General features: G+C 62.6%; 11 protein-coding genes. 9 read left to right on the forward strand and 2 right to left on the reverse strand.

Translation table 11 applies throughout. The annotated features are described in order from the left end of the window. Positions 1–102 precede the first annotated feature (102 nt). Positions 103–2,592, forward strand: coding sequence for a mechanosensitive ion channel family protein (locus tag FJ977_RS15900; protein WP_140773921.1), 2,490 nt, complete (start codon positions 103–105; stop codon positions 2,590–2,592). A 94-nt stretch (positions 2,593–2,686) separates the two neighbouring features. On the opposite strand, the gene FJ977_RS15905 is transcribed toward FJ977_RS15900, so the two are convergent. Both FJ977_RS15905 and FJ977_RS15910 read right to left on the reverse strand, forming a co-directional pair. Next, on the reverse strand, positions 2,687–3,571 hold the full coding sequence (locus FJ977_RS15905; RefSeq protein ID WP_140772923.1) for an NAD(P)H-binding protein: 885 nt from the start codon (positions 3,569–3,571) through the stop codon (positions 2,687–2,689). 140 nt (positions 3,572–3,711) lie between these two features. After that, positions 3,712–4,551 (reverse strand): AraC family transcriptional regulator, encoded by an 840-nt coding sequence (locus tag FJ977_RS15910; RefSeq protein ID WP_140772925.1) that lies wholly within the window; start codon positions 4,549–4,551, stop codon positions 3,712–3,714. 226 nt (positions 4,552–4,777) lie between these two features. On the opposite strand from FJ977_RS15910, the gene FJ977_RS15915 reads away from it, so the two are divergent. The 8 genes from FJ977_RS15915 to FJ977_RS15950 all read left to right on the forward strand — a co-directional run bounded on the left by FJ977_RS15915 (position 4,778) and on the right by FJ977_RS15950 (position 13,175). Beyond that, positions 4,778–5,041: a hypothetical protein gene (locus FJ977_RS15915; protein ID WP_032930670.1), complete on the forward strand. Its 264-nt coding sequence runs from the start codon at positions 4,778–4,780 to the stop codon at positions 5,039–5,041. A gap of 226 nt (positions 5,042–5,267) precedes the next feature. Beyond that, positions 5,268–6,701: a UbiA family prenyltransferase gene (locus FJ977_RS15920; protein WP_140772927.1), complete on the forward strand. Its 1,434-nt coding sequence runs from the start codon at positions 5,268–5,270 to the stop codon at positions 6,699–6,701. A gap of 2 nt (positions 6,702–6,703) precedes the next feature. Continuing rightward, a complete protein-coding gene (locus FJ977_RS15925) occupies positions 6,704–8,053 on the forward strand; it encodes an FAD-binding oxidoreductase (protein WP_140772929.1) in 1,350 nt (449 codons plus the stop codon). 123 nt (positions 8,054–8,176) lie between these two features. Further along, complete coding sequence (locus tag FJ977_RS15930) at positions 8,177–8,626, forward strand: EamA family transporter (protein WP_140772931.1); 450 nt, start codon at positions 8,177–8,179, stop codon at positions 8,624–8,626. Beyond that, positions 8,623–9,630: an NAD(P)-dependent oxidoreductase gene (locus FJ977_RS15935; protein WP_140772933.1), complete on the forward strand. Its 1,008-nt coding sequence runs from the start codon at positions 8,623–8,625 to the stop codon at positions 9,628–9,630. The genes FJ977_RS15930 and FJ977_RS15935 overlap by 4 nt, the downstream gene beginning before the upstream one ends. 103 nt (positions 9,631–9,733) lie before the next feature. Continuing rightward, complete coding sequence (locus FJ977_RS15940) at positions 9,734–11,164, forward strand: aspartate aminotransferase family protein (protein ID WP_181179974.1); 1,431 nt, start codon at positions 9,734–9,736, stop codon at positions 11,162–11,164. A 23-nt stretch (positions 11,165–11,187) separates the two neighbouring features. Beyond that, on the forward strand, positions 11,188–12,420 hold the full coding sequence (locus FJ977_RS15945; RefSeq protein WP_140772937.1) for a DUF2029 domain-containing protein: 1,233 nt from the start codon (positions 11,188–11,190) through the stop codon (positions 12,418–12,420). Continuing rightward, a complete protein-coding gene (locus FJ977_RS15950; RefSeq protein ID WP_140772939.1) occupies positions 12,417–13,175 on the forward strand; it encodes an FkbM family methyltransferase in 759 nt (252 codons plus the stop codon). The genes FJ977_RS15945 and FJ977_RS15950 overlap by 4 nt, the downstream gene beginning before the upstream one ends. Position 13,176: the final 1 nt, after the last annotated feature.

Consider the following 13,176-nt stretch of genomic DNA (forward strand, 5'->3'; position numbering starts at 1 on the left):
ATCCGAACGCGATCGGATGCGACGGCTTGCCCCAAGATATGGCCGTCTTTATCAAGGACAGGCTTTTGAATGCCTTTGCCGCCCGTGAGTCGCCAATACATCATGCTTTTGAGATTGCTCCGCCTCATTCTGATCCTCGCGCTGGTTATTTCGGCGCCGCCTTCGTTCGAGGCGATGGCGCAGGCGCTTGGTCAGGGCTCCGCCGGATTGATCACCGATCAACAGAAGGTCATCCAAGGCCTGACGGCCAAGACCGACGATCTCGAGAAGAAAATACAGCAGGACAGTGACGACGATTCCTCGCTCGTGGACATACGCCTGCAACTGGAGGATTTGTCGCGGGCGGCATTGACCAGTGCGCTGGCGTTCCGTCCGCGGCTGACCGATATCAACAATCGCATCGACGTGCTGGGCCCGCCGCCGGCCGCGGGCCAGCCGCAGGAGCCCGACATCGTGACCGGCGAGCGCCAGGCACTGGCGTCGGAAAAGGCCGAGATCAACGCGGTCGTCGCCAGCGCGCAGAACCTGTCGATCCGTATCAGCGGGCTGATCGACAAGATCGGCAATATGCGCAGCGAGCTGTTCCGCAACCTTTTGACCAAGCGCTACGTCCTGTCGGACGCACTGAGCCCGCAGGTGTTTTCCGACGCCCAGGACGAATACGCCAATTTCTACAAGGCGGTATCGTCCTGGCTGAGCTTCGCTTTCAAGTTCAAGTTCCAGGCCATTCTGGCGGCAACCTTCGTGGCGCTCGGGCTGGCGCTGGTGCTGCTGGTCGGCGGCAGGCGCCTGTTCGGGCGCGTGTTTGAGGCAGATCCTTCCAACGAAGACCCGTCCTATCTCAGCCGCTTGTCGGTGGCCTTCTGGTCTACCTTGCTGCCGACGCTGGCGGTCGGCGCGTTTCTCGGCTCGACCATCTTCTTTTTCAACTATTACAATGTGTTGCGTGGCGACATTGGCCTGTTCCTCAATGCACTGGCGACCGCCATCGGGGTGGTGTTCTGCGTCAACCGGCTGACCAATGCGGCACTGTCTCCGCGACTGCCGAACTGGCGTCTCATCCCTGTCGAAACCGGGCCGGCGCGCTGGCTGGTGCGCCTGGCGACGGCCATGGCCGTGGTCATCAGCGCCAACACGTTCCTGTCCATTATCAACGACAAGATGGGATCGCCGCTGTCGCTGACCATCGCGCGCAGTTTCGTCGCCACCATTGTCGTCGGCATCATCCTGATCCTCATGGCGATGCTGCGGCCGTTCAAGGCACGTGACGGAAGCTGGCGACCGTGGCCGGCATGGCTGCGCTACCTGGCACTGGCGCTCGGCCTGTTCACCATCACCGCCGCCTTGCTCGGCTTCATCGGCCTTGCGCTGTTCGTCTCGCTGCAGGTCGTGGTCACCGGCACGGCGCTGATCACCGCCTATATCGGCTTCCTCTCGGCGCAGGCGATCGGCGAGGAGGGGGCGTTCGCCAACACCACCGTCGGGCGCTGGCTGTCGACCAATTCCAGCTACGAAGACACGGCACTCGACCAGCTCGGCCTTGTCGTCAGTGTAGCCATCAATCTGCTGATCGTGCTGGTTTTCCTGCCGCTGATCCTGCTGATGTGGGGCTTCCAGCCCGGCGACATCCAGGCCTGGGCCTACAAGCTGGCAACCGGGATCAATATCGGGTCGGTGACGATTTCGGTCACCGGCATCCTTTCGGGCATCGTCGTCTTCGTCATCGGCTATTTCCTGACGCGCTGGTTCCAGGGCTGGCTGGACGGTTCCGTGATGGCGCGCGGCAAGGTCGATACCGGGGTGCGAAACTCGATCCGGCTGGCGGTCGGCTATGCCGGTGTCGCGCTGGCGGCGCTCGTTGGCATCTCGGCCGCCGGCATAGACCTCTCCAGCCTGGCACTGGTCGCCGGCGCGCTTTCCCTGGGTATCGGTTTTGGCTTGCAGAATGTGGTGTCGAATTTCGTCTCCGGCCTTATCCTTCTGGCCGAGCGGCCGTTCAAGGTCGGCGACTGGATCGTCGCCGGCGACGTCAGCGGCACGGTCAGGAAGATCAGCGTGCGCGCCACCGAGATCGAGACTTTCCAGCGGCAGTCGGTGATCCTGCCCAATTCGAACCTGATCAACAACGCTGTCGGCAACTGGACGCACCGCAACAAGCTCGGCCGTGTCGAGATCAAGGTCGGCGTCGCCTATGGCAGCGACGTCAAGCAGGTGCATGCCATCCTGCTGGAAATCGCGCGCAGCCATCCGCTGGTGCTGAAGAACCCCGAGCCCTTCGTGCTGTTTTCCAATTTCGGCGCCGCCGCGCTGGAATTCGAGATCCGCGTGTTCCTGGCCGATATTATGAACGGCAGCGCCGTGCAAAACGATATCCGCTTCACCGTTCTCGAAAAATTCGACGACCAGCATATCGAGATACCGTCGACGCCCCGCGCTGTCGTCGAGACCAAGCATGCAAAGGCCTGGCCTACCGACGACGACAAGATCGAGGCCGACTTTGCCGAACAGGAACTGGCCAAGGCAGAAGCCGCGGCTGAAGCGAAAAAGCTGGCCAAATCAGGACGCAAGCCGCGCAAGCCCGATCCCGACTAGCGCATTTCACCGTTTCCGGAACGGCGAACCGCTCTAACTCTTTGTTTTAATGCAATTCCGGACGGAGACCGTTCACACTTTTCCCGGAATTGCTCTAGGCCCGCTCACGGTTCGCGACCAGCGCCGACAGTGCCGTGCGCAAATCGGTCTTGCCGCGTCTGATCTCGCCGACGCCGTGTTCCACATCGATGCGGCCGGCGTTGTGGGCGTCGAACATCGCGGCGACCAGTTCGGCGTAGCTCGTGCCGATGCCGCCGCCGACGAGGGCGGGAATCCAGTCCTGTCTCGGCAATTCGCGAGCGACGATCTCGCCGCCGGCAATCTCGCTAAGCGTCCGCGCCACATCGGTTGCGCTGTAGCGATCAGGCCCCTCGGCATGAACCACGCGCAACGCTTCTCCGCCGGGCGAAAGAAGCAGATCGGCCGCCATCAGGCCGACATCGCCGGCTGAGACGGTCGGGAAGGATTTGGACACGGGATGATGCAGGCTCGGCAGCACGCCGGTCTTGATGGCCCTGCCAACCAGGCGGCTCCAGTTCTGCATGTGCTCGGCCGAGCGCAGCACCGTCAGCGCCGCCGGGATGTTCTTCAACTGCGATTCCAGATGATGGAAGGTCAGCGTGATGCCGGTGCCGGCGGCAAGCTGGGCGCCATAATCCGAGATCGCCAGGATGCTTTCCGGCCTGGTCTGATCGAGTGCGTCCATGATGGATCGTATGGTGGATTCCATCTCGGCTGCCGCATTGTCGGCGCGGACGCCGGTTGGGCAGATCACTTGCACCGCTGTCGCGCCCCTTGTTGCCCGCGCCAAAGCCGGCGCATCGCGCAGATCGGCAATTTCCGCGTCGCAACCGAGCCCGCGGAATTCGTCGGCGTGCGACGGGTTTCGCACCACGGTCCTGACCGGAACGCCATGTCGACGGAGCGCACCAACCGTCGCCCGTCCGATCTTTCCGGCAGCACCCAAAACGACAAACATGCCCATATCCTTCGATCTGACCAATGGGATGCCCAGGAATGCCGGATTGGTGGGCTGGGGTCGCCCAGATATGGACGGCGGAAGACAAAAACGGATGATTGGATTCGAAGCCGAAGACGGCGAAAATGCCGGATCGCCTGCTATCGCCGCATGCGGATCAGTGCGCCAGGCGTGACGCCGAGGATGCGCTTCATGCTTTGAGCCATGTGGCTCTGATGCGCGAACCCTGCTTCCAGCGCGATCTGGCTGAGCGGCACTTTTCCTTGGTGCAGCAGGGCCTTGGCCCGCTCTACCCGTCGATGGATAACATATTGATGGGGCGGCATGCCGAATGTGCGGCGAAACAGCACTTTCAGATGCGAGACGCTGATGGCAGCCACCTGCGCCAGCTCGTCCAGTGAAAGGTCCTGAGCGAGATTGGCTTCGATGAAATCGGCCAGCCTGCGCTTCTGGCGGAAGGAAAGCGTTTGCCTTGCCGGAACGTCCGACTTTGACGAAGCACCCTGGATGATCTGTATCGCCAATGCCCTGGCCAGGCTTTCGAAATACAGCCGGTCGGATGGCACGTCCGGGCTGAGACCGGTCGCCAGCGCATGGGCGATATGTTCGATCCTCGGATCGCGACGTTGGAACTGGGGATGGACGACGACCCGGTCCGGATCGATCTCGAGATCCCCGGCCGCGCGCCGCACCAGCGCCGGGCTGACCCACAGCCGCAGGATGGTGCAATCCGCGTCGTCTTCCCAGTCGCCGTCGAGCCCGGCGGGGACAATATCGATGTCGCCATCCGACTGGACGCGCCGGTGATGTTTTCCATCGCAGTGGCACGACGCGTTGACCGGCGCCCCGACGTGGATTCCAAGCCGGTGGTTGATGGATGCGGGCACATAATGGGTCAGTCCAGCGGCAATCCTCCGCGTCTCAACCCCAACGCCGATCGTTTCCAGCCAATTGCCGTGCGTTGTCTCGGTGCCGTGCATTGTCTTTCTTCGCGTTTGCCGCCTTCGGCATCATATTGTGCCGGTCGGTTAAATTAACAGGGCCGGGCGTGTGCCGGTAACCGGCATTGGAGAATGCCAAAACCAATTGCGGCATGAATACGGCATTCAGTTGCGGTTCAGCTTCCATCTCATATAAGCTCTCAAGCAAAGGGCGAAAATGCCTTGCGAAATGCAACAGAGGCGGTGGGAACACCGATATTGCACCATGTGGAAGTCTCTCGTCGCTGCCGTCGCCTTGCTCGCCGTGAGCGGCTCGGCTCATGCCGCCAGCGCGGTCAACAAGGACGCCGAGACCCGTACGCTGGTCGTGACGGAGGGCGGCAGCAAGACCGACCTTGCCCTGGCCGGCGGTGAAACCGTTGAATTCTGCCAGAACGGCTGCTTCGTCACCTTGCCGAACGGTGACCTCGAAGCCCTGACCGGTTCGGAAACCGTCGAAATCTCCGGCGGCGTCGCCCGCATCAAGTAATTCTGGCGGTATCATTGGAAAGGCCGGGTATTTGCCCGGCCTTTTATCGTTTCAAGTAGCCGTTGTTTAACAATGACGCCGGAAATACCGGTGCGGCAGCCGCCTGCAACCAGGCGTTTTAACGTTCGCTACGTCATCCCCCGCTATACCAGCCTCAAGACGCCGAAACGCGGCGCGCAACGGGATTCCGGTTTTCCGGATCATACGCTGGCAGGGCAGGACGGGCATGGATGCGCGGTCGGACAGGAACGCAATACCGCTTGCGGTCGATCTCGACGGCACGCTGATCGCGACCGACCTGTTGTGGGAAGGCTTGTTCCTCCTCCTCAAGAAGAACCCGCTCTATATATTCCTGGTGCCTTTCTGGGCGGCCGGCGGGCCGGCGCGGCTGAAGCAGTCGATCGCGCAGCGCATCGACATCGACCCCGCGTCGCTGCCCTATCGCGCGCCGCTGCTCGACCGGCTCCGGACCGAACATGCCGAGGGACGCAAGATCGTGCTGGCGACCGGAACGCCGCGCAAATTCGCCGACGCCATTGCCTGCCATCTCGGCATTTTCGACCGGGTGCTGGCGACCGATGGTCTCGACAATCTCACCTCGGGCAAGAAGCGCGCCTCGCTGGTCGCGGCCTACGGCGATGGCGGCTTCGACTATGCCGGCAACAGCCGCCACGATCTCCAGGTCTTCGATGCCGCGCGCAATGCAATCGTCGTCGCGCCCGACCGCCACGCCGCACGCTGGCAGGCGGCGAACGGCGCCGAAACCATGCCGGCTCCCAAGCCGACCTTGCGGACCATCATCAAGATGCTGCGCGTGCATCAGTGGCTGAAGAACTCGCTGATCGCCGTACCGATGGTGCTGTCGCACGAGTACTTCAACACCAACATGATCTGGCAATGCGTGCTGGCGTTCATCTCGTTCAGCGCGGTGGCCTCGGCGATCTATATCCTCAACGATTTCTTCGACCTCGCGCTCGACCGCAAACACGCCACCAAGCGCAACAGGCCGTTCGCCAGCGGCGCGCTGTCGATCCCGTTCGGCCTTGGCGCGATCGCGGTGCTGCTGGCGATCGGCGTCGGCACCGGGCTGTTCCTGGCACCTGAATTCCTGGCCGTGCTTGGCGGCTACATGGCCGTCACCACGGCCTATTCGCTGTCGTTCAAGCGCATGCTGCTGGTCGATGTGCTGACGCTTGCCGGCCTCTACACGATCCGCGTGCTCGCCGGTGCTGCCGCGACCGGCGTCGATGTCTCGTTCTGGCTGCTCGCCTTCTCGATCTTCTTCTTCCTGTCGCTGGCGCTGGTGAAGCGCTTTGTCGAACTGCGCACCACCGCCATTCCGCCTGGTGAGCGCATCGCCGGCCGTGGCTATCGCACCGAAGACCAGGAGATCGTCGCCCAGGCCGGCATGGCGTCGGCCTTTTCCTCGGCGCTGGTGCTGGCGCTCTATATGGACAGTGTCGCGGTGCGCGAGCTCTATCCGCATCCATGGCTGATCTGGCCGCTGCCGCCGATCGTGCTTTACCTCACCATGCGCGTCTGGATCCTGGCGCGCCGCGACGAGATGCATGACGACCCGGTCGTCTTCATCATCCGTGACTGGCGCAGCCAGATCGTGGTGCTGATCGGCGCGGTGCTGCTGGTCATCGGGGGCTGGTAGGCATGGTCGAACGCTTCCGGAGCTTTGGCCTTGCCACGCCGCCCGCGGCACTCGCGATCAACGCCGATGACGCCATCGCGCTGCTGAAAGGCGGCCAAGCGAAGGAAGCATCGCTGCTGGCCTATGGCAACGGGCGTTCCTACGGCGATTCCTGCCAGAACCACGCCGGCGCGGTCGTCGACATGCGGACGCTGAACCGCATCCGCGCCTTCAATGCCGAGACCGGTGTGCTCGAAGCGGATGCCGGCGTGCTGCTGGCGGATATCATCGCGCACGCTGCACCCTACGGCTTCTTCCCGGCTGTCGTTCCGGGCACGCAATTCGTTACGCTCGGCGGTGCCATCGCCAATGATGTGCACGGCAAGAACCATCACCGGCGCGGCACCTTCGGCTGCCATGTCGAAAACCTCACGCTGCTGCGGTCCGATGGAAGGACCCATCGCTGCTCGGCATCAGATAATCCGCGCCTGTTCCGGGCGACAATCGGAGGCATGGGCCTGACCGGCCTCATCCTGTCCGCCTCGATCCGGCTGATGCGAGTGCCTTCGCTCGATATCGTCGAAAAGACGACACCGTTTCGCGACCTCGCCGAGTTCTTTGACCTCGCCGAAGCGGCGGACCAAGCCAATGAATATGCCGTCGCCTGGATCGATCAACTCGCCGGTGGCCGCAACAGCGGGCGTGGCCTGCTGTTTACCGGCAACCATGCCGAACACGGTTCGCATGCGGCCTCGCGCGCCGGCGGCAAGCTGGCGATACCGTTCCAGCCGCCCTTCAATGTGCTCAGCCGGCCGTTCCTGACCACTTTCAACGCTGCCTACCGATGGAAGAAGGGCCGGGCCACCGTGCCGCGCCAGACCGGCTACCACGGCTTTTTCTTCCCACTCGACGGTGTGCGTGACTGGAACCGGCTTTATGGCCCCAGAGGGCTGTTCCAACATCAGAGCGTGGTGCCGGAGGAGGCTGCGCGCATCGTTGTGCCAGAGCTGCTGACGGCGGCCCGACGGGCGGGGCAGGGCTCCTTCCTCACCGTGCTGAAGCGTTTCGGCGGGGTCCGCTCGCCGGCGCTGCTGTCATTTCCTAGGCCTGGCTACACGCTGACGCTGGATTTCCCCAACAAGGGGGCGGCGACGCTTGCCCTGCTTGGCGAGCTCGACCGCATCACGACCGCGGCCGGCGGGGCGGTCAACCCTTACAAGGATGCGCGCATGAGTGCCGCGACCTTCGCTGCCTCCTTCGCCGACTGGCCGAGGCTGGAAGCGTTGCGCGACCCTGCCTTCATGTCCGATTTCTGGACGCGCACGGCAGGCAGCATCGATCTGCGGCGGCGCGGAGTCGAGGCAGCCGAATAGATAAAATTGGAATGAATCGTGGTTAGTGAGCGATTAATTTCACGGTTTACTCAAAACATTCTTGTGAGTTCACGATATCTTTTCAGATTTGTATTAGTCGATGACACGGGTGGGTGAGCTGGCATGAAATATATCGTCTTCATTCTCTTTACGGTCATGACCAATGCCGCCGCGCAGCTCATGCTGAAGCAAGGCATGATGTCGCTTGGACCGATCTCGTTCGAAGGCGTCAATCCGCTCCTCAAATTGCTGCAGATCGTGTTCAGCCCCTGGGTGTTCCTGGGCCTTTGTACCTTCGTGATTTCCATGGCTTCGCATCTTTACGTGCTGTCCAAGGTCGAGCTTTCCTTTGCCTATCCGTTCCTCAGCCTCGCCTATGTCGCTGTCGCCATCTTCGCCTATTTCGTCTTTCGCGAAGACCTCAATGGCTGGCGTATAGCGGGCATCGCCTTCATCTGCGTCGGCACCGTGCTGATCGCGCAGAGTGGTCGAGACTTGGGTGGGCGAGGGCATGAAGACCAGACCGCTTCCATCGCGCCCGACAAGATTCCTGCAAACGAGACCGTTCGATGAGACATGTGATTTTCGGCGGTGACGGCTTCGTCGGCCGTCACCTTGCCCCGAAGCTTGTGGCCGATGGCGAAGAGGTTGTCGTCGCCGACATCGTCAAAGGCGATCTGGCGCACTACCGCAATGTCCGCTTTATCAAGTGCGACGTGACCGATCCGGCGTCGGTCGCGGCTGTCGGGCTCAAGGCCGACGACATGGTCTACAATCTGTCGGCCAAGATGCTGTCGCCGATCCAGGTGCGGGCCAAGCGGCACGACTTCTTCTTCCCGGTCAATTTCCACGGCACCGAGCACATCATGCAGGCCATGGACAAAGCCGGTGCGCCAAAACTCGTCCACTACACGACCGACATGATCTACGGCCACACGGTCACACAGCCCATGACCGAGGAGCACCCCGTCGCGCCGCTCGGCGAATATGGCTGGTCGAAGCAGAAGACCGAGGAACTCGCCGCGCAATGGCGCAAGCGCGGCATGTCGATCTCATTGTTTCGCCCGCGCCTGATCATCGGCCCAGGCCGGCTCGGCATATTGGAGAAACTGTTCAAGCTGATCGACTGGAACCTTCCGGTGCCGATGATCGGCTCGGGCAAAAACCCCTATCAGTTCATCTCTGTGTTCGATTGCGCGGAAGCTGCGCGCGCCGCCTGGAAGGCCGGCGTGCCCAACGAGGCCTATAATCTCGGCTCGCTCAATCCGCCACCGGTGAAGAAACTGCTCGGCGACCTGATCCGGCATGCCGGTTCGAAATCGATCCTGATCCCGACACCGGGCTGGGCGGTCAAGCGCACGCTCGACCTGCTCGATCTCGTGAACATGCCGATCATGGACCCGGAGCAATATCTGATCGCCGACGAGGAATGCGTGCTCGACGTGTCCAAGGCCGAGCGCCAGCTCGGCTGGGTGCCGCAATATCGCGACGAGGACATGCTGATCGCCGCCTACAGCGAATACCGCGCCAAGAAGGCCGGGCACGCCGTCGCCACCAAACATGTGCCCGCCGAATAGCGGGCTCGCCAAACAGTTTTATGGCGCACGACGCTGGTCGTGGCGCGGACAGGAGATTGAAATGACCGTCATGGCCAAGCCCGAACAGACCAATGCGCGCACCATGGTCAACGCGCCGGCGCTGTCGCCCGCCACCATCGCCAAGCCCGATCTGATCAGCGTCGAGCAGGCCAAGGCGATGGATGTCGCCCGCATGACCGACCTGTTCAAGGCGCATCTCAATCCCGGCCAGTTGCATTTCATGAAGCTGCTCGGCTTCCACAAGATCAAGATCGAGCGTGCCGAAGGCATGTTCTACATCGATCAGAACGGCCGCAAGATCCTCGATTTCTTTGGCGGCTTCGGCTCGCTGGCCTTCGGCCACAACCATCCGCGCCTGCTTGAGGCGCGCAAAAAGTTCCAGGAGGAAAAGCGCCAGGAGATCGCAATCGCCTTCATGTCGCAATATGCGGCCGCGCTGGCGCACAACATCGCCAAATGCTCGCCCGGCGATCTCGACATGGTGTTTCTGGGCTCGTCCGGCTCGGAGGCGATGGAAGCGGCGGTGAAACTCGCGGAGCGCGCCGCCGGCCCGAAGCGGCCGAAAATCGTCTACGCCGAGAATTCCTTCCACGGCAAGACCAAGGGCGTGCTCGGCATCACCGACGGCCAGCTCTACCGCGCCGACTTCAAGATGGCTGACAATACGGTGCGCATCCCCTTCGGCGACATCGAGGCTGTCGAGCGCCTGTTCCGCTCCGATCCCGAGGTCGGCGTCATCGTGCTTGAAACCATCCAGGGCGGCGGCGGCATCATCCAGGCGCCTGCCGAATACTGGCAGAAGCTGCGCGCGCTGTGCGACCAGTATGGCGTGCTGTGGGTGGCCGACGAAGTGCAATGCGGCTATGGCCGTTCGGGCCGCTTCTATGCCTTCGAGCATTACGGCGTCGTGCCGGATGTGACGGCGCTCGCCAAGTCGCTTGGCGGCGGCAAGGCGGCGGTCGGCGCGATGATCGCCAGGCGCGAAATCTACATGAAGGCCTATGGCACGCCGAAGACCGCGATGATCCATGCCATGGCGACTTTCGGCGGCATGGGCGAGGCCTGCGTCACCTCGATCGAGGCGCTCAACGTGCTCTATGACGAGGGGCTGATCGACAACGCTGCTGTCACCGGCGATTATCTGCTGCAGCGGCTGCAGGCGCTCAAGGACAAATACCCCAAGATCATCAAGGATGTGCGCGGCAAGGGTCTCATGGTCGGCCTGGAGTTCCACGACTTCTCGCAGACCTTGCCGATGGTGCTCAGGCCCATCGTCAGCGTGCTTGACGACAAGCTGAAGGGTTCGCTGTCGGGTTTTGTCGGCGCGCTCTTGCTGCGCGACTACGACGTGCTCGTCGCCTTCACCGAGTACAACCGCAACGTCATCAGGCTCGAACCGCCGCTGATCTGCCAGCGCGAACATGTCGACCGCTTCGTCGATGCCTTCGACAGCCTGCTGTCGCGCGGCATCGTGTCGATCGTGAAGGACTTCGTCAAAAGCCAGGTTCGCTAGAAGAAAGCTCATTGGGCAGAACGATGCTGACCAAGTCTCCCCCCGCGAAAAACCCGCTAGACCGGGTCACCGAGACCGGTCTGGCCTGGGGTGAGGGGACCTATGCGCGGCTGGCCGCACCGATCGGCGCGGCGGCCTTCGCGCTCTACATCCTTCTGACCGCGTTCACGGCATGGGTGATGCCCGATGCCAACTGGGACATGCTGCCTTACCTCGCAATATCAGAGGAAGGCACCTATCCCGATGCGCAGGCGCTGCATGATTACGCCTACAGCACCGTCAAAGCGGGCGTATCGGTGGCCGATTACAAGACACTGACCGATGATGGCGGCGGCTTCCGCAGCCACATGACGGAGAATGCCGCCGACTTCCATTCGCTGCTCGGCATGTATCGGATCAAGTTCCTCTATGCCGAGATGCTGTCGACGCTGAGCGCGGTGATGTCTCCGGTCGAGGCGATGCACCTTGTGCAGGTGTTTTCGGTACTGCTGTTCGGTGCGATCGTGTTGCTCTGGCTGCGCTCGGAAAAGGCCCTGGCCTTGGCGCCGGTGGTCGGCGCGGTGCTGATCATGGCTGATTTCGGCGATGCGGCGCGTGCCTCGACGCCGGACCTGCTCACGTCGGCGCTGCTGCTCGGCGGGCTCTACGCCTATGTCAGGGGCCGCGAGGCGGCGACGGCGATCCTGCTCTTTCTCGCCTTCATGGTGCGGCCGGACAATATTGTTTTCCTTGCCATTTTTGCTGTGTTGCTGGTCGCCTTCCGGCAGCAGGCGTGGGGCGCGTTGGCCGGGTTCGCCGCGTCGTTCGTTGCCTATTTCGCCATTTCGCACTGGGCCCATCATCCCGGCTGGTGGCCGCATCTGTGGTTCTCCAGCATCGAACAGCACTACAATATGGACGGGTTCGAGCCGGCCTTCTCGGTCGCCGCCTATCTCAGGGCGTTTGCGACGTCGCTGCTGCGCGCCGTCAACCTGAACAGCTGGGTCGGCGTTTCTGTCCTGGCACTGGCCGGCTGGTTCGCCGCCGGCCGTGCCGGCTTCCGCCTCGAGCGCCGTGCCGGCATCCTGTTCGCCGCGCTGGTGCTCGGTGCGCTGGCCAAGTTCACGGTCTTTCCGATCCACGACACGCGCATCTATTTCCCTCATCTGATCCCACCCTTCCTGTTGCTGGCGGTGCCGTTCATGGCGCTGTGGGCGGCATCGGTTCGTGGCCAACACCGCGCGGCCTTGCACGTCATTCCCGGAGACAAGCCATGAGTTCGCTATCCAGCCTGGCGCGCATCGCCTTGTCGCTCGGTCTTCCCTCCGGCCTGCTCGATCGCGGGCCGTCGCTGCGCGGCACGAAATTCCTCGCCAGGGCGGCGCTGAAAGCGCGCTTCGGTGGGGCGGGGCAGCCGTTCCAGATGGTCAATGTCGGCGCCTGCGACGGCGCGCTGTTTGACGATGTGACGCCGTGGCTGCACAGGATTGCCGGCGCCCGCGCCATGCTGGTCGAGCCGATCCCGTACAATCAGAAGCGGCTGCGCGCCAACTATCCCGACACGGACCGCTTCATCATCGAGCCGGTGGCCGTCACAAGAACCAGGGGCACGATCACCGTCCATACTTTCGACGCAGCCGCCCTCGAGGCCGGCACGCTGCCGATCGAGTTCATTGGCTGCTCGTCGGTCACCGACACCAATCTGATGTCGGGCAAGAACGCCTGGGGTGAGGCCGATGCCAATTTCAACAAATTCGCGCCGCACCTCAGGGACATCGAAGTACCGTCGGAAACGTTGCAGACGCTGCTCGACCGCAACGGCATCAGTCATATCGACGCCTTCCTCGTCGATTGCGAGGGCGCCGACTGGATCGTCTTCGAACAACTTGATCTGAAACGCTATCGCCCCGGCATGATCAAGGTCGAGGTCGGCGCGCTGCCGGCGGCCGAAATCGGCCAGGTCGTGGTCAAGCTGAAGACCGCCGGCTACCAGGTCGGCTTCCAGGCCGAGGACATCTGGGCCTTCGCGTAAG

Origin of the sequence: Mesorhizobium sp. B2-1-3A (genome assembly GCF_006442655.1) — a bacterium.
Lineage (GTDB): Bacteria > Pseudomonadota > Alphaproteobacteria > Rhizobiales > Rhizobiaceae > Mesorhizobium.

Excerpts from the sequence above, each read along its gene's own strand:
- FJ977_RS15910 (WP_140772925.1), bottom strand. The coding sequence starts at position 4,551 with ATGCACGGCACCGAGACAACGCACGGCAATTGGCTGGAAACGATCGGC.
- FJ977_RS15940 (WP_181179974.1), top strand. The coding sequence starts at position 9,734 with ATGGTCAACGCGCCGGCGCTGTCGCCCGCCACCATCGCCAAGCCCGAT.
- FJ977_RS15905 (WP_140772923.1), bottom strand. The coding sequence starts at position 3,571 with ATGTTTGTCGTTTTGGGTGCTGCCGGAAAGATCGGACGGGCGACGGTT.
- FJ977_RS15900 (WP_140773921.1), top strand. The coding sequence starts at position 103 with ATGCTTTTGAGATTGCTCCGCCTCATTCTGATCCTCGCGCTGGTTATT.
- FJ977_RS15925 (WP_140772929.1), top strand. The coding sequence starts at position 6,704 with ATGGTCGAACGCTTCCGGAGCTTTGGCCTTGCCACGCCGCCCGCGGCA.
- FJ977_RS15915 (WP_032930670.1), top strand. The coding sequence starts at position 4,778 with ATGTGGAAGTCTCTCGTCGCTGCCGTCGCCTTGCTCGCCGTGAGCGGC.
- FJ977_RS15945 (WP_140772937.1), top strand. The coding sequence starts at position 11,188 with ATGCTGACCAAGTCTCCCCCCGCGAAAAACCCGCTAGACCGGGTCACC.
- FJ977_RS15935 (WP_140772933.1), top strand. The coding sequence starts at position 8,623 with ATGAGACATGTGATTTTCGGCGGTGACGGCTTCGTCGGCCGTCACCTT.
- FJ977_RS15930 (WP_140772931.1), top strand. The coding sequence starts at position 8,177 with ATGAAATATATCGTCTTCATTCTCTTTACGGTCATGACCAATGCCGCC.
- FJ977_RS15920 (WP_140772927.1), top strand. The coding sequence starts at position 5,268 with ATGGATGCGCGGTCGGACAGGAACGCAATACCGCTTGCGGTCGATCTC.
- FJ977_RS15950 (WP_140772939.1), top strand. The coding sequence starts at position 12,417 with ATGAGTTCGCTATCCAGCCTGGCGCGCATCGCCTTGTCGCTCGGTCTT.